We start from the raw sequence: 20,049 nt of genomic DNA, 5'->3' as shown, positions 1-20,049 counted from the left end.
TGAAAAGGCTCGCCAATGGCGAGCCTTTTTTGTATCCGTGTGCGGGGTATTGGCTCAACCGGGCTGGCTGACCCGCACCACCGAGTTGTCACGCCCGAAGGGGCCAGGCACATAGTCGTCCGCCTCCCAGTCGTTGTCATAAAGGGTTTCACCATCGGGTTGCACTAGCTGATAGCAATACTCGAAATGGCTGGGGCCATCGGTCGGCAGGTTGAGTGTCGCCTTGAACTCCCCGTTTTTCATCCTCTTCAGTTCAATGGGCTGCCACTGGCTGAATTCACCCAGCAGCAAGACCTGCTCGGCATCACCGGCGGCCTCCTTTTCGACGGCAAAGGTCACCTTGACCTCGGGACGGGATTTGAGGAATTGCTTGTTGATCGGCATATGGACTCCTTGTCACTGGCTGCGAAGAAAGTAGCACTGGTTATTTTTATATCACTTTATGACAAGGATGTTGATAAGCAGGATCAAAGGGGGAGGGCAAAATGGCGCTGCAGGAGTTGATGGGTGAACTCGATCTTGAGGTAGAAGCCCCGTGGTAGCGTCATGATGGGTTGGCCATTGCGGCCGATGGCGCGGGTCAGCGCCTTGCTGTTGGCCGCCTTGGGGCGTAGCTGCAATACCTGGCCGTGGCGGGCGCTGATCTGCTCCACTTCTCCCAGCACTATCATGTCCATCAGCTCTTCCCAGTCCTGGCGCAGCAGTCCTTCTTCCTCTTCATTCGGGCTCCACAGCAGCGGCATGCCGACGCGACGGTCGCCGACAGGGATGTCGCGGCTGCCTTCCACCGGGATCCAGAGCACCCGCGACAGCTTGTTGCGCACGTTCGACTCCTCCCAGCGCTGGCCGCTGACCCCGATGAGGGGGGCCACGCAGACAAAGGTGGTTTCCAGCGGGCGCCCTTGAGGATCGACGGGGATCGTCTTGAGCTCGATACCGAGATCCGGAAAATCCTGCTCGGGACGGCTACCTGCACTGGCCCCCAGCTGCCACTCGATCAACTGCCCTGTCCAGCCCTTGTCACGTCTGAGATCCCGCGGTACGGGGATGCCCGCCGTTGCGGCAAGCTGGGCCAGAGTGAAGCCCGCCATGGCGTAGGCTCGACTGAGCAGCTCTTGTTCTGACTGGGGATTGGCGGGCATGAGGGCTCCTCTGGAGATAATAGACATCGCAATACGGATCCTTGCATGGTATCGCTGATTTTATAACCGATCCTCGCCCGACTATACACAGGGAGACATGGGTGACAGAGTTCAACATATCTAAATGATTTTAAAGGGTTTTACTTTATTTATCCAGTATGTTGGCCCGCCGGATCCCCGCATAAACGAGTTGTCCAAGGGTTTGTGCGAGCTGTTGCACACAGTTATCCACAGAAATCTTGGATAACTGGCGTAAAGTGGTGAAAGGAAGCGTGGCACCAGAAATAAATGTGAGAATACGCCGATTTTCAGCGCCATTTCGGTGCAGATAATGCGCCATGTCTGTGGATAAATCCGTCTTGGTGGATCTTTGAGCAGTCGAACTTGTTCACAATTGACAGGCTGGATCCTCTTAGGCAAAAGACATGGATCTTGATCCAGCAATTAAACTATAACCTTATGTATTTAAATGTATATTTTGTTTTTAAGTGAATCGGGTATGATATGCTTCCGTGCAATGCCACAGTATAAAACTACTGTATATACCTGCTTGATCACAGGTTTATGCACAGTCTGGGTGGGCAACTTGCCTAGCATGAACCTTCAATTTGTTTATAACTTTGCTTGAAATGCCAAGTTATTCATGAATGGAAGATGACAGTCCCTGTTTGCCGCCACGGGGTGAATGTGGAACAATCTCGTTATAGATTCAGCCTTTATAAGGTGATCACGTGATAGATGGTGACGGATTTCGTCCCAATGTCGGCATCGTGATCTGTAACCGTGACGGACAAGTATTGTGGGCTAAGCGCTATGGGCAGCACTCCTGGCAGTTTCCGCAGGGGGGGGTTGATGATGGTGAATCGCCGGAACAGGCCATGTATCGTGAGCTGTATGAGGAGATAGGCCTCAAGCAGGACGATGTGACCATACTGGCGACCAGTCGCAACTGGCTGAAGTATCGCTTACCCAAACGACTCGTCCGCTGGGACAGTTCACCGGTCTGTATTGGCCAGAAGCAGAAATGGTTTTTGTTGCAGCTCGATCCTGGCAAAGAGTCCAGGATCCAGTTTGGCTGTCATGGTCACCCGGAATTTGATGATTGGCGTTGGGTCAGCTTCTGGTACCCGGTTCGTCAGGTCGTCTCCTTCAAGCGGGAGGTTTACCGCCGGGTGATGAAGGAGTTTGCCCCGCTGGCCATGCCAGTCCCCGTGGTGCAGGCTAACCGAAAAGATGGGCGGCGCAACCGCTCGCGTTAAGGAGCACAACTAGTTGCTGACGGAACTCAGACGCATCGTGGAAAGCATGGCCGAGGCCAACACCCTCGAACAGGCCTTGCAAGCATTGGTGAGCCAGACCCGGCTCGCCATGACGGTGGACTGCTGCTCCGTCTATGTGGCCGAGCCGGACATGCGCCGCTATCGACTGGCTGCGACCGATGGTCTGGCCGAATCGGCCGTGGGCAAGGCCACCCTGCCGTTCGAGCAGGGTATCGTCGGTCTGGTGGGTCAGCGTGAAGAGCTGATCAACCTGGCCGATGCCCCCTCCCATCCCAGTTTCAAGTTCCTGCCCGATGTGGCGGAAGAGGCGTTTCGCTCCTTCCTCGGCGCTCCCATCATGCATCAGCGTCAGGTAGTGGGGATTCTGGTCGTGCAGCAGAAGGAGAGCCGCCTCTTCGATGAGGGGGAAGAGTCCTTCATGGTCACCTTGGCAGCTCAGCTGGCTGCCCGCATCGCCCAGGCCCAGGCCAAGGGGTGGCTGCAGAAGACCGACTGGAGCAAGCCGCTGCGCGGTATTGCCGGGGCGAGTGGCATCGCCATCGCCAAGGCCTGGGTGTGGCGTCCGCGCAAGGCGCTCAATACCATCACGCCGCGCAAGGACGAGGATCATGCCAAGCAGCTTGCCCGTCTCGAGCTGGCGGTGGAGGAAGTGCGCCATGATCTGGAGAGCTTGGCACTGCGCTTTCGCGAGAGCTACAGCCAGGACTCGGTCGCCATCTTCGACATCTATCTGCACCTGCTTAACGATCCCGGCTACATCAAGCCCATCCGCAACAAGGTCAGCAAGGAACACTGGACGGCGATCTCGGCGGTCAAACTCATCAGCGATCGGCTGATAGAGCAGTTCAAGGGGATGAAGGATCCCTATCTGCGGGAGCGCTCCACCGATGTGAAAGACATCGCCCAGCGGCTCATCAGCCGGCTGGTGCAGGACGAACCCGAGCAGCTCACCATCGGCGAACCCGTGGTGCTGGTCGCCGATGAAGTGACGGCCACCATCCTTGCGGAGATCCCGAGGGAATTTCTGAGCGGTGTGGTGTCGCTCAAGGGCGGGACCAACTCCCATGCCGCCATCCTGGCCCGTGCCATGGGGGTGGCGGCCATCATGGGGGTGGATCTGCCCCTCGGTGACATCGGCGGGCGCACTCTGGTCATCGATGGCTACAGCGGCGATCTCTTCATCGAACCCAACCAGGTGATCCTGACCGAGTACCGGCAACTGCTGAGTGAGGAGCGGGCACTCGACACCCTGGTGCGTAGCGTCGACAACCAGCCCTCCGAGACTGCCGACGGCACCAAGGTCTCTCTGCTGCTCAACGCAGGGCTGAGTGCGGATACCGAGATCTCCCTCAATCATCTGGCGGACGGGGTCGGGCTCTATCGCACCGAGATCCCCTTCATGCTGCAGGACAGCTTCCCTTCGGAGTGGGAGCAGACTGCCCGCTATCGCGGGATCCTGGAAACCTATCGGGATCGCCCGGTTTGCATGCGGACTCTGGACGTGGGGGGGGACAAGCAACTGCCCTATTTTCCCATCGTGGAGGAAAATCCCTTCCTTGGTTGGCGGGGGATCCGGCTCACCCTGGATCACCCCGAACTCTTCCTGGTTCAGCTCAAGGCAATGTTGCGGGCCAGCGAAGGGCTGGACAATCTGGCCATCATGCTGCCGATGATCAGCAGCGTCAGTGAAATCAAGGCCTCCCGTCGTCTGCTGGATCAGGCGTGGCGCGAGGTGTCGGAAGAAGCGGCCAGCCGCGATGCGGTGATCCGCTACCCCAGTCTCGGGGTGATGATAGAAGTCCCCTCCGCGCTGTACATCCTGCCGGAGATGGCGCCGCTCATCGACTTCTGGTCGGTAGGCAGCAACGACCTGACTCAGTACCTGCTGGCGGTGGATCGCAACAATGCCCGTGTCGCCAGCATCTACGATGCCTTCCATCCCGCGGTGATCCGCGCTTTGCAACTGTTGGTCGATGCCTCTCAGCGCTATCACAAGCCGGTCTCTGTTTGTGGCGAGCTGGCTGGCGATCCGGTCGGGGTGCTGCTGCTGCTGGCCATGGGCTATCGTCGTTTCAGCATGAATACCCACAACATCTCCCGTATCAAATACGTGCTGCGGCAATCCGACCTTGGCGAGTTGAAGGCGCTGATGGCGGATGGTCTCAAGCATGACAATCCTCACGTGCTGCGGGGCCTGTTTGCCCGATATCTGGAAGAGCACGGTCTGGGCGGATTGCTGCGGGCTGGGCACAAGGTCAGGCTGCCCGATTGATATTCCACCTTGTTACTGCGTAAGAATGATCGGAGAATGCGGCTTTTCTTATGATTGGGGCCGCCTATGCAGCACGACGGATATTGGGTTTTCTCGCAGATTGATCCCGTAGCATTCAGTTTGGGACCATTATCGGTACGCTGGTATGGTCTCATGTACCTGTTCGGTTTTGCCTTCGCCATGTGGCTGGCAGGTCGCCGCGCCGATGCACCCAATAGCGGCTGGACCCGCAACGAGGTCTCGGATCTGCTGTTCTACGGCTTCCTCGGGGTGATCCTGGGAGGGCGCATCGGTTACGTGCTGTTCTATAACTTCGATCTCTTCCTCGCAGACCCGACCTATCTGTTCAAGATATGGACCGGTGGCATGTCGTTCCACGGTGGCCTCATCGGGGTGATCACCGCCATGATCTGGTTTGCCCACAAAACCCAGCGCCACTTCTTCACCGTGGCGGATTTCGTGGCGCCGCTGATTCCGTTTGGCCTCGGTGTTGGCCGCATCGGCAACTTCATGAACGGCGAGCTGTGGGGTCGGGTGACCGATGTCCCCTGGGCCATCATCTTCCCCGAGGCGGGCCCCGAGCCGCGTCACCCGTCCCAGCTTTACCAGTTCGCGCTGGAAGGTGTGGTGCTCTTCATCATCCTGAACCTGTTCTGGCGCAAGCACCCGCCCCGTGGCGCCATCTCCGGCATGTTCCTGCTGTTCTACGGTCTGTTCCGCTTCCTGGTGGAGTTTGTTCGTCAGCCTGACAGCCAGCTGGGTCTCTACTTCAACGAGATCAGCATGGGCCAGATCCTCTCTACCCCGATGATAGTGGCGGGTGCGCTCATGGTCTGGGCCGCCTATAAGCAGCCCCGTCTGTTCGGCAATGCACCCAAGGAGGCGAAGTAATGCGTGCCTATCTCGACCTGATGCAGAAAATTCTGGATGAAGGGACCGTCAAATCCGATCGCACCGGGACCGGGACCGTCTCCCTGTTCGGTCATCAGATGCGCTTCAATCTGGCGGAAGGTTTCCCGCTGGTGACCACCAAGAAGTGCCACCTGCGCTCCATCATTCATGAGCTGCTCTGGTTCCTCAATGGCGATACCAACACCGCCTATCTGAAAGAGCACGGTGTCAGCATCTGGGATGAGTGGGCCGACGAGCACGGTGATCTGGGGCCTGTCTATGGTGCCCAGTGGCGCTCCTGGCCGGCGGCCGATGGGTCTGTCATCGACCAGATCCAGAAGGCGGTGGACGACATCCAGCACAACCCGGATTCCCGCCGCATCATCGTCTCCGCCTGGAACGTAGGCGAGCTGGACAAAATGGCGTTGGCACCCTGCCACGCCTTCTTCCAGTTCTATGTGGCGGATGGCAAGCTTTCCTGCCAGCTCTACCAGCGTAGTTGTGATGTTTTCCTTGGCCTGCCGTTCAACATTGCCAGCTATGCGCTGCTGACCCACATGATGGCGCAGCAGTGCGATCTGGAAGTGGGGGACTTTGTCTGGACCGGTGGCGATGTGCACCTCTATTCCAACCACATGGAGCAGACGGCACTGCAACTCACCCGCGAGCCGCGCCCCCTGCCGCAACTGGTGATCAAGCGCAAACCTGACTCCATCTTCGATTACAGATTCGAGGATTTCGAGATCCAGGGCTATGATCCCCATCCTGGGATCAAGGCGCCTGTCGCTATTTGAGTAGATAATGAGCCTGGGGCGAGTATCGTCTCCCAGGTGACGATGAATCGACACTCAGCTGTTAGAGGCACCCTCGGGTGCCTTTTTGCATTTTCTGTGAATTAATATGCAACATTCCGGGTGGAGAGATGGCTCCTAAAAAAGGGGAAATAACCTGCTTATAGCAGGCATTATCTGTTTTGCTTTCGGTTTTTTCGTTGTTATCAGCCGTTAGAAACGATTTTTCATTGAGCTACTCTGGCCCTAGACTGAAAAGATGCAATTTTATGGGTAGTTAGATATGAGCGATGTATTCAAGCGTTTTCTCAAACTGGAGTCCGCTTCCGGGATCATTCTGATCCTGGCCGCCCTGCTTGCCATCGGCCTGGCCAATTCGGCGCTGGCGCAACACTATCAGAGCTTCCTCAATACCGAGGTGCAGGTTCGCATCGCGGCCCTCGACATCAACAAGCCGCTGCTGCTCTGGATCAACGATGGCTTCATGGCGATCTTCTTCCTGTTGGTGGGTCTCGAGGTGAAGCGAGAGATGCTGGAGGGGGCGCTTTCCTCCCGGGTGCAGGCAACCTTCCCGGCCATTGCTGCCGTGGGGGGCATGTTGGCACCGGCACTCATCTATAGCTTCTTCAACTACGGGGACGAGGTTACCCGTGCTGGCTGGGCGATTCCGGCCGCAACCGACATCGCCTTCGCTCTCGGGGTCATGGCGCTGCTGGGCAAGCGGGTACCGACCAGCCTCAAGGTCTTCTTGCTGGCGCTGGCTATCATGGACGATCTGGGGGTCATCATCATCATTGCCCTCTTCTACACCCAGCAACTGTCGCTGACTGCGCTGGCGATAGGTGTGGTGGCCACTCTGACCTTGCTCTGGATGAATCGCCGTGGTGAGGACAGGATTGGACTCTATATGCTGGTCGGCTTGGTGCTCTGGGTTGCCGTGCTCAAGTCCGGTGTCCATGCGACCCTGGCGGGGGTCATCGTGGGCTTCATGATCCCCCTCAACGGCAAGCGTTACGCATCGCCACTCAAGCATCTGGAGCATGTGCTGCACCCCTGGAGTGCCTTCCTGATCCTGCCGCTGTTCGCTTTCGCCAACGCCGGGGTATCGCTGGAGGGGATCTACTTCTCGGCTCTGCTCAATCCGCTCCCCATGGGGATCATCCTGGGGCTCTTCGTCGGCAAGCCGCTCGGGATTTTCACCATCAGCTGGCTGGCTGTGAAATCAGGCATTGCCCAATTGCCGCAAGGAGTGAACTTCAGACAGATCTTTGCCGTCAGCATTCTGTGTGGCATCGGCTTCACCATGTCGATGTTTATCGCATCGCTGGCATTCGAGCATGGCGGACTGGACTACGGCAGCTACTCGCGCCTCGGGATCTTGGCAGGTTCCACACTCGCGGCTGTGATCGGTTACATCGCACTGCGGATATCGCTGCCCAATCGGGAGGCGAATCAAAGTACGGAGGGGTTATGAGAAAACTAGGATGGTTAGTCATGCTGGCGAGCCCTGCAATCTGGGCGAATAGCCTGGTTGATTGTCAGCGGGATGCCACCTCGGCAAGTTGTTCTGCCTATCTCAACGGGGTGGTCGACAGCGCCCTCATGCTGGGGGACTCACAGGTAAAAGCCCGGTTCGGAGAGACCTTCGCCGAACGGGCACTGAGCAGTCGTGCCGGCGAGCGAGTCAAGCTGTCCAACAAGCGCTATTGTACCGAGCGAATGCCGGATGCCGGTCGTCTCAAGGCCCATCTGCAGGCACAGTTCGACGCGAACAAGGTTGACTCGATCAGCGACATGTATGACATTCTGGCGGTTGAACTCAGCTGCTACCGGAGCCCGCCTGGCGCGGGAACCCCATCGGATGTCACACCTTAACTACAACCATCTCTACTATTTTTGGATGACTCAGAAGAAGGGCTCCGTCACGCAGGCGGCGGAAGCCCTCTTTTTGACCCCACAGACCGTGACCGGTCAGATCAAACTGCTTGAGCAGCGTCTTGGCGGCAAGTTGCTGATCAGAAAGGGGCGCTCCCTTGAGGCCACCGAGCTTGGCCAACTGGTATTTCGCTATGCGGACAAGATGTTCAGCCTCTCCTACGAGATGCTGGATATCGTCAACTACCGCAAGGAGAGCCAGATCCTGTTCGATGTGGGCATCGCCGATGCTCTCTCCAAGCGGCTCGCCAGCCGGGTACTGCTCTCCGTGATCCCCAATGACGGTTCCATTCACCTGCGCTGCTTCGAGTCGACCCATGAACTGCTCCTGGAGCAGTTGAGCGAGCACAAGCTCGACATGATCCTCTCTGATTGCCCGGTGGACTCCAGCCAGCATGCCGGGTTGCTGTCCAAGCGTCTGGGGGGATGCGGCGTCAGTTTCTTCTGCAAGGCGCCTCTGCCCTCCCAGCCTTTCCCTGCTTGCCTGGAAGAGCGCAAGCTGCTCATCCCGGGCCGCCGTACCGCCATGGGGCGTCAACTGACCCAGTGGTTCGAGCAGCAGGGGATTTCCCCCAGTATTCTGGGAGAATTCGATGATGCGGCGCTGATGAAGGCGTTCGGCTTCTTCAACCAGGGCATCTTCATGGCTCCGACCATCTATCGGGAAGAGATCCTGGAGGGGGAGGAGGTGATGCTGCTAGGTGAAACCCAGGATCTGATGGAGGAGTATTACGTCATCTTTGCCGAGCGGATGATCCAACATCCTGCGGTCAAGCGAGTATGCGAGAGTGATTTCTCCTTCCTCTTTGCCGGGCAGGAGGATTTCACGGCCATTCAGCCGGCAAGCCTCTCGTTTTAAATCGACGGTGACGGCGCTATGATGCCTGTCTTGGAAGAGGAGGGTGAGATGCAATTGGAAGAGATGGAAGCGAATGCCGGGCGTGCCGTCACCCTGCTCAAGGCATTGGCCAATGAACGGCGGCTGTTTATCTTGTGCCAGTTGCTGGATAGGGAGCTGTCGGTCGGCGAGCTGAACGAGGTATTGGGATTGAGCCAGTCAGCCATGTCGCAGCATCTGGCGGTGTTACGCCGGGATGAGCTGGTGGCGACGAGGAAGGAAGCCCAGACGGTCTATTATTCCCTGCGCAGCCATGAAGTGCGTGAGATGATCGGACTGTTGCACAGACTGTACTGTAGCGACCCCAAATAAAAAACCGGCACTAGGCCGGTTTTTTCAGCTTTCATCAGCGGATGCTGATTAAGCCATGGCTTTGATCTGGGCAGACAGGCGGCTCTTGTGACGAGCAGCTTTGTTCTTGTGGATCAGGCCTTTGGTCGCCATACGATCCATGATCGGCTGAGCAACAGCGAAAGCGGCAGTGGCAGCAGCCTTGTCACCAGAGGCGATGGCAGCGATCACTTTCTTCAGGTAGGTACGGGTCATGGAACGACGGCTGGCGTTGTGCTGACGACGTTTCTCTGACTGAAGAGCACGCTTCTTAGCAGATTTGATGTTAGCCAAGGTAAAACTCCTAAAACTGTCTTAGCGAGTGTATTGAAAAGGCCCGGAAATATGCCTTCCCAACCACATATTGTCAAATGATTTGTGCAAATAAACACCGCCCCCCGGTGGTGTGTCAGATGGGAGACGGTTAAACTGTCGGCCGATTCTAACAGCATTCTTTTCTTTCCGACAGTTCCAGAGGCCTCGTCTTGAGTAAGAAATTGATCAAATCCGGCATGATTGTGTCCGGAATGACGCTGGCATCCCGTGTGATGGGCTTGGTGCGCGATGTGGTCATCGCCAATTTGCTCGGTGCCGGGGTGGCCGCAGACGTCTTCTTCTTCGCCAATCGCATTCCCAACTTCTTGCGCCGGCTCTTTGCCGAAGGGGCATTCAACCAGGCCTTCGTGCCCGTGATGACGGAGTACAAGAAAAATGGTGACGAGCAGGCGGTTCGCGAGTTGCTGGCGGCGGTGGCGGGCACCCTGGGTGGCATCGTCACCGTGGTCACCTTGCTCGGGGTGCTGGGTTCCGGTGTCCTGACGGCCCTCTTTGGCTGGGGCTGGTTCTGGGACTGGCTGCACGGCGGACCGGCGGCGGAGAAGTTCGAGCTGGCCAGTCTGATGCTCAAGATCACCTTCCCCTATCTCTGGTTCATTACCTTCACCGCCATGGCGGGGGCCATTCTCAATACCTTTGGCCGTTTTGCCGTGTCCTCCTTCACGCCGGTGTTCCTCAACATCACCATGATTGCGGCGGCCTGGTGGATCGCGCCCTTGATGGAACGCCCCGAAATCTCCCTGGCGATCGGTGTCTTCCTCGGCGGTCTGGTCCAGTTTTTGTTCCAGTATCCTTTTCTGCGCCAGCTCAACATGCTGGTCTGGCCCAAGTGGGGTTGGCACCATCCCGGGGTCGTGAAGATCCGTACCCTGATGATCCCGGCCCTGTTCGGCGTGTCGGTCAGCCAGATCAACCTGCTGATCAACACCATGCTGGCCTCGTTTCTGGCCACCGGTGCCATCAGCTATCTCTACTACTCGGACAGGTTGCTGGAGTTTCCCCTTGGCCTCTTTGCGGTGGCCATCAGCACGGTGATCCTGCCTGCCCTGGCCAGAAAACACGTGGATGCGGATCCGGCGGATTTCTCTCGCACCATGGATTGGGGGGTGCGCATGGTGATGCTGCTCGGCTTGCCAGCCATGGTCGGTATCGCCGTGCTGCGCGAGCCCATACTGCGGGTGCTTTTCATGCGCGGTGAGTTCGGTCTGCACGAGGTGAGCATGTCGAGTGCCAGCCTGCTGGCCTCCACTACGGGGCTGCTCTCCTTGATGCTCATCAAGGTGCTGGCCCCCGGTTATTACGCCCGCCAGGATACCAGGACGCCGGTGCGTATCGGCATCATGGCCATGGTTGCCAACATGGTGTGCAACCTCATCTTCATCTATCCGCTCGGCTACGTGGGGCTGGCTCTCGCCACCGCCTGTTCCGGCACCCTGAACGCCGCACTGCTGTTCAAGGGGCTCTATCAGCAGGATGTTTATCGCCCTTCCCGCAACACCGGGCTGTTCTGCCTCAAGCTCTTGGCGGCAACGGTCTTGATGGGGGGGCTTCTGGCCTATCTGTCACCGGATCTCGCCCAATGGGGGGCCTGGAGCATGGGCAAGGCCAGCCTGGAGTTGACCCTGCTGCTCTGCCTGGGCGGAGCGCTGTATGGCATTGTCCTCTTGGCATTGGGGATCCGGCCACGGCACCTGAGAGCCGGTCAGCAATAAGAAGCCAGTTGCAAGGGAGGGGACAGCACAAGGGAGATGGGAGCGGTCTCAGGGGCTGTCGGGTTGGTCCGCCAACGAGGTGCGATGCTCCTGGCCGAGTCCGAGAAGCGAGCGGGATGGCTAAATCGGCTCAACGGCAGGGCTGACCCTGCCTGCTGCCTGATATATAATCCGCCGATTTCCATGGCAGCAACGCACAAGGCACTGATGGAGCTTATTCGCGGCATTCACAATATCAAGCCCCGTCACCGGGGCTGTGTATTGACCATAGGCAACTTCGATGGGGTTCATCAGGGGCACCACGCGGTGTTGGCCCGCTTGCAGGAGAAGGCAGCCCAACTTGGCCTGCCAGCCTGCGTCATGTTGTTCGAACCCCAGCCGCTGGAGCTGTTTGCGGGCAGTGCCGCGCCCGCCCGCCTCAGCCGCTGGCGGGAGAAGTACGAAGCCCTCAAGGGAATGCAGATCGATCGCATGCTCTGCGTGCGTTTCACCCATCGCTTTGCCGAGCAGGCGGCCAGCACCTTCATCGAGCAACTGCTGGTGGAGAAACTCGGCGTGCACTATCTGGTGGTCGGTGACGATTTTCGCTTCGGCAAGGGGCGGGAAGGGGACTTCCACCTGCTGGAGGAGGCCGGTCGGCGCTTCGGGTTCGAGGTGATCAGCACCCAGAGTTTCCAGCTTTCCCGCCAGCGGGTCAGCAGTACGCTGGTGCGCGAGGCCCTGAAAGCGGGCCGCATGGCGGAGGTGGAGCTGATGCTCGGCCGCCCCTATGCCATCAGTGGCCGGGTGGCCCACGGTGACAAGCTGGGGCGCACCATAGGTTTTCCCACCGCGAATCTGGCCCTCAAACGCCAGGTTGTCCCGGTCGGTGGCGTGTTTGCGGTGGAAGTGATATGTTCCGGCAAGACTTTCCCCGGTGTCGCCAATGTGGGTGTACGTCCGACCTTGAGCGGGACACAAGCCAGATTGGAAGTACATCTATTTGATTTTTCTGGTGATCTATATGGTCAGCAGGTCAAGGTGCTGCTTCGCCACAAGCTGCGCGAAGAGCAGAAATTTGACTCTTTCACTGCCTTGAAAGAGCAGATCGAACGAGATGCCCTGGCGGCCCGAGCCTGGTTCGGGCTGCCACAATTTCATTTACCCAGCACTCTTTTAGAAAAGAAGGGAACCCAGGACTGATGAGCGACTATAAACACACCCTGAATCTGCCGGAAACCGAGTTTCCGATGCGTGGCGATCTGGCCAAACGCGAACCCAACATGCTGAAACGTTGGTACGATCAGGATCTTTACGGCGCCATTCGCCGCGCCAAAGCGGGCAAGCCTTCTTTCATTCTGCACGATGGCCCCCCCTATGCGAACGGCAGCATTCACATCGGTCACTCGGTCAACAAGATCCTCAAAGACATCATCATCAAGTCCAAAGGCCTTTCTGGCTTCGATTCCCCCTATGTACCGGGCTGGGATTGCCACGGTCTGCCCATCGAGTTGAAAGTGGAAGGCATGGTCGGCAAGCCGGGCGAGAAGGTTTCCGCCGCCGAGTTCCGCGCCGAGTGCCGCAAATACGCCAAAACCCAGATCGAAGCGCAGAAGACCGACTTCATCCGTCTGGGCGTGCTGGGTGACTGGGAACACCCCTACCTGACCATGGATTTTGGGACCGAAGCCAACATCATCCGCTCCATGGCCAAGATCGTTGAAAACGGCCACCTGCATAAAGGCTCCAAGCCGGTGCACTGGTGTACCGATTGCGGCTCCGCGCTGGCTGAAGCAGAAGTGGAGTACTACGACAAGAACTCCCCCTCCATCGACGTGCGCTTCAAGGCCGTCGACGAGGCTGCCGTTGCCGCCAAGTTTGATTGCGCCGAAGGCCACACCGGCAAGGGCGCGCTCTCTGCCGTGATCTGGACCACTACCCCGTGGACCCTGCCGGCCAACCGCGCCATCGCCATGCATGCCGATCTCGACTACGCACTGGTGCAGGTTGAGGGCGACAATCCCGAGCGTCTGATCCTGGCCGCCGAGCTGGTCAAGGACGTGATGGATCGCGCCGGCATCGAGCACTTCCACAACCTGGGCTACGCCAAGGGTGCCGCACTCGAGCTGCTGCGCTTCAACCACCCCTTCTACAGCTTCGACGTACCTGTGGTGCTGGGTGACCACGTCACTCTGGACGCCGGTACTGGCGCGGTACACACCGCCCCTGGTCACGGTCAGGAAGACTTCGTGGTCGGTCAGAAGTACGGTCTGGAAGTGGCCAACCCGGTTGGCAGCAACGGCGTCTATCTGCCGGATACCGAACTGTTTGCCGGCCAGCACGTGTTCAAGGCCAATACGGCCGTGGTCGAGGTGCTGACCGAGCGTGGCGCCCTGCTGCACCACAAGGTGTTCAACCACTCCTACCCGCACTGCTGGCGTCACAAGACCCCGATCATCTTCCGTGCTACCCCCCAGTGGTTCATCAGCATGGAGCAGAAGGGTCTGCGCAAGCGTGCTCTGGAAGAGATCGAGCGTATCGAGACTCAGGGCATTGCCCAGCACGGCCAGAGCGGCTGGGTCCCGGCCTGGGGGAAAAACCGCATCCAGGCGATGGTCGAGAACCGTCCTGACTGGTGCATCTCCCGTCAGCGTACCTGGGGCGTGCCCATCTCCCTGTTCGTTCACAAGGATACCCAGGCGCTGCACCCGGAGTCCGTGCGCCTGATGGAAGAGGTGGCCAAGCGGGTCGAGCAGTCCGGCATCCAGGCCTGGTGGGATCTGGACAAGGCCGAGCTGCTGGGCGCGGACGCCGACAACTACGAGAAGGTGCCTGATACCCTGGACGTCTGGTTTGACTCCGGTTCTACCCACGCCTCCGTGGTCGACGCCCGTCCCGAGTTCAACGGCAAGCCGGCCGACATGTATCTGGAAGGCTCTGACCAGCACCGTGGCTGGTTCATGTCCTCCCTGATGATCGGCGTCGCCATGAAGGACAAGGCACCCTACAACCAGGTGCTGACTCACGGCTTCACCGTGGACGGTCAGGGCCGCAAGATGTCCAAGTCCATCGGCAACGTGGTAAGCCCTCAGGACGTGATGAACAAGCTGGGTGCCGACATCCTGCGTCTGTGGGTAGCGAGCACTGACTACACCGGTGAGATGACCGTCTCCGACGAGATCCTCAAGCGCTCCGCCGACGCCTATCGTCGTATCCGCAACACTGCCCGTTTCCTGCTGGCCAACCTGAACGGTTTCAATCCGGCGACCGACATGGTGGCGCCTGCCGAGATGGTGGTGGTGGATCGCTGGGCAGTGGGCCGTGCCAAAGCGGTACAAGCCGAGATCGTAGCCGCGTTCGATGAGTACAACTTCCACGGCGTGACCCAGAAGCTAATGCAGTTCTGCTCCATCGAGATGGGCTCCTTCTATCTGGATGTCATCAAGGACCGCCAGTACACCGCCAAGGCTGACAGCCTGGCCCGTCGCTCCTGCCAGACCGCCCTCTATCACATCGCCGAGGCCATGGTGCGCTGGATGGCGCCGATCATGAGCTTCACTGCCGACGAGATCTGGGCCCTGCTGCCGGGTGAGCGCGGCGAGTTCGTGTTCACCGAGGAGTGGTACGACGGCCTGTTCGGGCTGGAAGCGGGCGAAGTGCTGAACGACGAGTTCTGGGCCGAGATCCTCACCGTGCGCGGTGAAGTGAACAAGGCGCTGGAAGTGGCCCGTGGCGAGAAGCGCATCGGCGGTTCTCTGCAGGCCGAGCTGACCCTGTTCGCCAAGCCTGAGCTGGCCGCGCGTCTGAACGCCCTGGCCGATGAGCTGCGCTTCGTGCTGCTCACCTCCAAGGCCAGGGTGGTCAGCGTCGATGCCGCACCGGCAGAGGCCGTGGCAACCGAGCGTGATGACCTGTGGCTCTGCGTGGCCCAGTCTGCCGCCGCCAAGTGCGACCGCTGCTGGCACCATGTAGAGGACGTGGGCACCATTGCGGGCCACGAAGAGATCTGTGGCCGCTGCGTCACCAACGTCGAGGGTGACGGCGAAACGCGTCAATTTGCCTGATGAACATGACTCAACATAAAAGCGGCCTGCGTTGGCTGTGGCTGGCGGTGCTGGCCTTCGTACTGGACCAGGCGAGCAAGCTCGCCGTGGTCAAGCTGCTGCCATTTGGCTACCCGGGGGTGGAGATCACCCCCTTCTTCAACCTGGTCCACGTCTACAACAAGGGGGCGGCTTTCAGCTTCCTGGCAGATCAGGGAGGCTGGCAGCGCTGGTTCTTCGCTGTGCTGGCGTTCGCCATCTGTGGCCTGCTGATCCACTGGCTGCGCAAGCAGTCGGTCACCCAGCGCTGGAGCGGTATCGCCTACAGCCTGATCATCGGCGGGGCGCTCGGCAACGTGTTTGACCGGCTGGTGCTGGGCCATGTGGTCGACTTCCTCGACTTTTACTGGCAGCGCGCCCACTGGCCGGCGTTCAATCTGGCTGACAGCTTCATCTTCATCGGTGCCGCCATGATCGTGCTGGATGGCTTCCGTGGTGAGAAAAAACAGGACGCGACCTTATGAGCCAGCTGATTGCTGCGGACAGCAGCGTGCTGTTCCATTTCTCTATCAAACTGGAAGATGGCTCGGTGGCGGACAGCACGGCGCTGCACGGCAAGCCTGCCCGTCTGCGGATGGGAGACGGCAGTCTGACGCCGAGCTTCGAGCAATGCCTGCTGGGGCTGCGCGAAGGGGAGAGCAAGAGCTTTACCCTGGCGCCGGAAGAGGCGTTTGGCCTTTCCAATCCCGACAACATCTACCATCTCGATCGCGCCAAGTTCGGTAACGAAGTTGAGCCCAAGGTGGGTACCATCATTCTGTTCGACCAGCCCAACGGCAGCGAACTGCCCGGGATCATCCGGGCGGTGGAAGGGATGTCGGTCACGGTCGATTTCAACCACCCCCTGTCCGGTCACACCGTCACCTTCGAGGTGGAGATCCTGGGGGTTGATGACGAGGAGAAGGTGCACTGATGGATATTCTGCTGGCTAACCCCCGTGGCTTCTGTGCCGGTGTCGACCGGGCCATCAGCATCGTCGAGAGCGCGCTGGAGAAGTTCGGTGCCCCCATCTATGTCCGTCACGAAGTGGTGCACAACCGCTATGTGGTGAACAAGCTCAAGGAGGCGGGTGCGGTTTTCGTCGAAGAGCTGGACGAGGTGCCGGATGACAGCATCGTCATCTTCTCCGCTCACGGTGTCGCCAAGGTCGTGCGCGAGATGGCCAAATCCCGCGCCCTCAAGGTGTTCGATGCCACCTGTCCGCTGGTGACCAAGGTGCACATGGAGGTCCATCGCGCCAGTCGCAAGGGCTCCGAAGCCGTGCTTATCGGCCATGCCGGCCACCCCGAGGTGATCGGCACCATGGGACAGTACGAGAACAGTGAGGGTGGCATGTATCTGGTGGAGACGCCGGAAGATGTGGCCAAACTCAAGGTGAAGAACCCGGACGACCTCTGCTTCGTGACCCAGACGACACTCAGCGTGGACGAGACCTCGGATGTCATCGATGCCTTGCGTGCGCACTTCCCCAAGATCCAGGGGCCGCGCAAGGATGACATCTGCTACGCCACCCAAAACCGCCAGGATGCGGTGCGGGAGATGGCCGGGCTGGTGGACGCCATGCTGGTGGTGGGGTCGCGCAACTCTTCCAACTCCAACCGTCTGAGGGAGCTGGCCGAGAAGGTGGGCGCCAAGGCCTACCTCATCGACGATGCCTCCATGATTGAGCCGCAATGGCTGGACGGGGTTGCCCGTATCGGGGTCACGGCGGGTGCGTCAGCCCCCGATGTGCTTGTTCAGAATGTCATCGCCCGGCTGCGCGAGCTGGGAGGCAAGATAGTGACCGAGCATCCTGGCCGGGAAGAGAATGTGGTGTTTGAAGTGCCGCCCGAGCTTAGAATTATTTGAATGTGGCCATGATGGCCTGAGAATAAAGAGTTATGTTCCTGATGCCGGATTTGTCGTTGCGACCTATCCGGCATTAGACTATATGAACCGCCAGTCACCAAGGATGGGTTATGATTGGGTTCTATCGAGGCTTTTCTCTCATTGAATTGATGATTGTCGTCGCAATCGTGGCGATTCTTGGCACTATTGCCTATCCCTCCTATCAGCGTTACCTGCTGTCCAGCCACCGAATTGATGCCAAAAAAATGCTGTTGGATGCCGCCAACAGACAAGAAACCTATTTTATGGACTTCAATCGGTATACCTCATCCGCAGCCGATTTGAATATCTCGGAGAACTCCGAATCCGGCTTCTATCACCTGGTCATCTCAGCCGGGGTCAATACATACATCCTGTTTGCCACAGCCTCTGGTGCGCAGGGGTCAGACAGCGACTGCATCATTTTCTCCATCGACCAGGATGGCACCCGGAGTGCCACCCGGCTCGGGGATACCGTCAACAATGCTTGCTGGGACTAGGCGATGAAACCACTGCACCATCGACACACGAGGGGATTCAGCCTGCTGGAGGTGATGATTGCGGCCGTGGTGCTCTCCTTCGGCTTGCTGGGATTGGTTGCCATGCAGGTCACCGCCAAGTTTTCCAGCTACGAAGCGCGTCAGCGCACCATCGCCAACTGGCTGGCCAATGATCTGGTCGAACGCGCCAGGATCAACAAAGACAGCTGGGCTGGTCAGGGAACGACAGTGGTATCCGGCAACGCGATCCTGGATATGCCGAGCTGTGCCAACAACAATGGCACCATGTCGGATTGCAGCAGGACTGAGCGGCAGGCACTGGACCTCTTCTACTGGCAGCAGTCTCTGCTGGGAACCGCGGTATCCGGTGCCGCGTCACCTCTGCAATCTCCGGTCGGCTGCGTGATTCGTGGCGCCAACAACAGTTTGACCATAGGGATCTTCTGGCAGGGGCGGGAGTCTCTGTCCGATGGTGCCGTTGCAGTGGCCGCAGTGCGCAACAGTTGTGGGTTGGGCAATGCAGCAGACAGACAGAGGCGTCAGTTCGTACTGACGACCACACTATGAATGCCCGCGGCTTCACCCTGATTGAATGGTTGATTGCCATGTTGATCGGCGTATTTCTGGTCGGTGGCGGCTTGAGCATCTTCGTGGCTTCCCGCGCCACAACGGAAGATGCTTTCGATCAGAGCGAGTTGCAGGAGAATGGGCGTATTGCGATGCGTTTGGTAACCCAGGACCTGAAGTGGGCGGGCTTCTGGGGGGACTACACCGGTTCCCCCATGGCAACGGGGCAAGGCGTGACTCTCAGCAGCGGGTCTGCGGTGCTTTCGGCGAACGATTGTCTGGACAATTTGGGGCGTGGCAGCTTGCCACCCAGCGTGGGAACAAATCGGGGGGTCTGGGTCGCTCGGGTGGACAATAACAGGGCGATTAACGGGGGGGCTTTTGCCTGTATTCCCGTGACGTCACGTATTGCCAATACGGATGTCATCAGCATCAAGCGATTGATTGGGCAGCCCCTGGCCGATGCCGCAGCTACTGATAATCGCTTCTATCTTGCTACTACGACGCAAGCGGCGCTGATGTTCAAAGGGGGAGAAACAGTGCCCACGATGACAGATATGCCGGCTCGTCAGCTCTGGGAATACCAACACTTTATCTATTATCTCGCTCCCAATGCCGCAGGCAACCCGGAACTGAGAAAGCGTTACCTGACTGCCAATGGGGGCTCGGTTCTGATAGGAGGCCCCATGGCGGAAGGGATTGAGCGCATGACGGTGCTGTTTGGTGTTGACGACACTCCTGTTGCCGATGGGGTCATTGATCGCTATGTCGCGTCTACAAACGTGACCGAGCAGGAATGGAGCGAAGGGCGTGTCGTTGCTGCCCGTGTTTTTATTCTGGTGCGATCGTCGCAAGCATCCAGCAGCTATGTGAACAACAACATCTATCAGGTAGGTAGTACCAGCGTATCAGGCAATGGGGATGGGTTTCGTCGCTTGCTGCTGGAGAGCAGCGTGTCGCTGCGCAACCCGGTGGTCATGACTGGAGGTGGTTCATGAGGTCTCAGCATGGCGTAGCCCTGATCGTCGCGCTGATCATTCTGGTACCTCTGACGCTGATCGCCGTGGTGGTGATGCAGTCCTCCGGGCAGGATCTCAAGATGGCAGGCTCTGCGGCCAATTTCAGGCAGGCAGAACACAGACTGGAAGGCATCATCGAAGCGGCGGTACAGAGCAATAACATATCGACGGTGATTGCAAACATAGGTTCTGCGCAGGGGGCGAGTGCTGCCATCAGTGTCAATAGCAGCAATAATTCAGCCAATGTGGCCCTCACCAATCGCACGGAAACTGTCTGCAAACGCAAGGTGGATGCCAGCAGCAGCAATGTGATTCCTGTATGCAAATATGTCGAGCTACAGGCCGGTGTCAATTATGGAAAATATTCTCGCCCGCTGACCTGGACTGCGGGTGTGGAACAGCCACTGCTCACAAAATAGGAGCGAAGG

21 protein-coding genes are annotated in these 20,049 nt (G+C 58.6%); 18 read left to right on the top strand and 3 right to left on the bottom strand.

The annotated features are described in order from the left end of the window. Nucleotides 1-54: 54 nt before the first annotated feature. Nucleotides 55-384 (bottom strand): isoamylase early set domain-containing protein, encoded by a 330-nt coding sequence (locus ACVDHI_RS13815; protein WP_010673087.1) that lies wholly within the window; start codon nt 382-384, stop codon nt 55-57. Between the two features lie 83 nt (nt 385-467). Then, on the bottom strand, nt 468-1,142 hold the full coding sequence (gene mutH / locus ACVDHI_RS13810; protein ID WP_042014896.1) for a DNA mismatch repair endonuclease MutH: 675 nt from the start codon (nt 1,140-1,142) through the stop codon (nt 468-470). 731 nt (nt 1,143-1,873) lie between these two features. Here mutH and rppH point away from each other — a divergent pair. The 8 genes from rppH (at nt 1,874) to ACVDHI_RS13770 (ending at nt 9,521) form a co-directional block, all read left to right on the top strand. Then, a complete protein-coding gene (gene rppH, locus ACVDHI_RS13805; protein ID WP_010673089.1) occupies nt 1,874-2,401 on the top strand; it encodes an RNA pyrophosphohydrolase in 528 nt (175 codons plus the stop codon). Between the two features lie 13 nt (nt 2,402-2,414). Then, entirely contained in the window at nt 2,415-4,694 is a 2,280-nt protein-coding gene (gene ptsP / locus ACVDHI_RS13800) for a phosphoenolpyruvate--protein phosphotransferase (RefSeq protein WP_010673090.1), read from the top strand. A 66-nt stretch (nt 4,695-4,760) separates the two neighbouring features. Then, complete coding sequence (gene lgt, locus ACVDHI_RS13795) at nt 4,761-5,585, top strand: prolipoprotein diacylglyceryl transferase (protein WP_039039982.1); 825 nt, start codon at nt 4,761-4,763, stop codon at nt 5,583-5,585. Continuing rightward, the gene (thyA, locus tag ACVDHI_RS13790) at nt 5,585-6,379 is read left to right on the top strand and encodes a thymidylate synthase (protein ID WP_042014892.1); all 795 of its coding nucleotides are present in this window, start codon (nt 5,585-5,587) and stop codon (nt 6,377-6,379) included. The genes lgt and thyA overlap by 1 nt, the downstream gene beginning before the upstream one ends. A 280-nt stretch (nt 6,380-6,659) precedes the next feature. Further along, on the top strand, nt 6,660-7,850 hold the full coding sequence (gene nhaA / locus ACVDHI_RS13785) for a Na+/H+ antiporter NhaA (protein WP_447212176.1): 1,191 nt from the start codon (nt 6,660-6,662) through the stop codon (nt 7,848-7,850). A 20-nt stretch (nt 7,851-7,870) separates the two neighbouring features. Then, nucleotides 7,871-8,251: a hypothetical protein gene (locus ACVDHI_RS13780; protein WP_183149949.1), complete on the top strand. Its 381-nt coding sequence runs from the start codon at nt 7,871-7,873 to the stop codon at nt 8,249-8,251. Beyond that, a complete protein-coding gene (nhaR, locus tag ACVDHI_RS13775; protein WP_010673095.1) occupies nt 8,238-9,170 on the top strand; it encodes a transcriptional activator NhaR in 933 nt (310 codons plus the stop codon). Before ACVDHI_RS13780 ends, nhaR begins: the two co-directional genes overlap by 14 nt. 48 nt (nt 9,171-9,218) lie before the next feature. Further along, nucleotides 9,219-9,521: an ArsR/SmtB family transcription factor gene (locus ACVDHI_RS13770; protein WP_029313781.1), complete on the top strand. Its 303-nt coding sequence runs from the start codon at nt 9,219-9,221 to the stop codon at nt 9,519-9,521. A 48-nt stretch (nt 9,522-9,569) separates the two neighbouring features. Here the strand turns inward: ACVDHI_RS13770 and rpsT are convergent, their stop codons facing one another. Beyond that, on the bottom strand, nt 9,570-9,833 hold the full coding sequence (gene rpsT / locus ACVDHI_RS13765; protein ID WP_005308808.1) for a 30S ribosomal protein S20: 264 nt from the start codon (nt 9,831-9,833) through the stop codon (nt 9,570-9,572). A 191-nt stretch (nt 9,834-10,024) separates the two neighbouring features. On the opposite strand from rpsT, the gene murJ reads away from it, so the two are divergent. From murJ to tppD, 10 genes are all read left to right on the top strand, one after another. Next, nucleotides 10,025-11,587 (top strand): murein biosynthesis integral membrane protein MurJ, encoded by a 1,563-nt coding sequence (murJ, locus tag ACVDHI_RS13760; RefSeq protein ID WP_048209144.1) that lies wholly within the window; start codon nt 10,025-10,027, stop codon nt 11,585-11,587. A gap of 207 nt (nt 11,588-11,794) precedes the next feature. Further along, nucleotides 11,795-12,769, top strand: a complete 975-nt coding sequence (gene ribF / locus ACVDHI_RS13755; protein ID WP_010673098.1) for a bifunctional riboflavin kinase/FAD synthetase — start codon at nt 11,795-11,797, stop codon at nt 12,767-12,769. After that, nucleotides 12,769-15,630: an isoleucine--tRNA ligase gene (ileS, locus tag ACVDHI_RS13750; RefSeq protein WP_447212175.1), complete on the top strand. Its 2,862-nt coding sequence runs from the start codon at nt 12,769-12,771 to the stop codon at nt 15,628-15,630. Before ribF ends, ileS begins: the two co-directional genes overlap by 1 nt. Further along, nucleotides 15,630-16,133: a signal peptidase II gene (gene lspA, locus ACVDHI_RS13745; protein ID WP_039039988.1), complete on the top strand. Its 504-nt coding sequence runs from the start codon at nt 15,630-15,632 to the stop codon at nt 16,131-16,133. Before ileS ends, lspA begins: the two co-directional genes overlap by 1 nt. Then, the gene (fkpB, locus tag ACVDHI_RS13740; protein ID WP_447212174.1) at nt 16,130-16,582 is read left to right on the top strand and encodes an FKBP-type peptidyl-prolyl cis-trans isomerase; all 453 of its coding nucleotides are present in this window, start codon (nt 16,130-16,132) and stop codon (nt 16,580-16,582) included. The genes lspA and fkpB overlap by 4 nt, the downstream gene beginning before the upstream one ends. Beyond that, on the top strand, nt 16,582-17,517 hold the full coding sequence (gene ispH, locus ACVDHI_RS13735) for a 4-hydroxy-3-methylbut-2-enyl diphosphate reductase (RefSeq protein ID WP_039039990.1): 936 nt from the start codon (nt 16,582-16,584) through the stop codon (nt 17,515-17,517). The genes fkpB and ispH overlap by 1 nt, the downstream gene beginning before the upstream one ends. 110 nt (nt 17,518-17,627) lie before the next feature. Next, on the top strand, nt 17,628-18,035 hold the full coding sequence (gene tppA, locus ACVDHI_RS13730; protein WP_039039991.1) for a type IVa pilus pseudopilin TppA: 408 nt from the start codon (nt 17,628-17,630) through the stop codon (nt 18,033-18,035). Between the two features lie 3 nt (nt 18,036-18,038). Continuing rightward, entirely contained in the window at nt 18,039-18,602 is a 564-nt protein-coding gene (gene pilV / locus ACVDHI_RS13725; protein WP_039039992.1) for a type IV pilus modification protein PilV, read from the top strand. Further along, the gene (locus ACVDHI_RS13720) at nt 18,599-19,600 is read left to right on the top strand and encodes a PilW family protein (RefSeq protein WP_104451884.1); all 1,002 of its coding nucleotides are present in this window, start codon (nt 18,599-18,601) and stop codon (nt 19,598-19,600) included. The genes pilV and ACVDHI_RS13720 overlap by 4 nt, the downstream gene beginning before the upstream one ends. Then, complete coding sequence (gene tppD, locus ACVDHI_RS13715) at nt 19,597-20,040, top strand: type IVa pilus pseudopilin TppD (protein WP_042014886.1); 444 nt, start codon at nt 19,597-19,599, stop codon at nt 20,038-20,040. Before ACVDHI_RS13720 ends, tppD begins: the two co-directional genes overlap by 4 nt. Nucleotides 20,041-20,049: the final 9 nt, after the last annotated feature.

It is taken from the genome of Aeromonas sp. 25-248 (assembly GCF_053005425.1).
The sequence above is the reverse complement of the archived record's forward strand: the minus strand, read 5'-3'. Positions and strand labels throughout refer to the sequence as shown.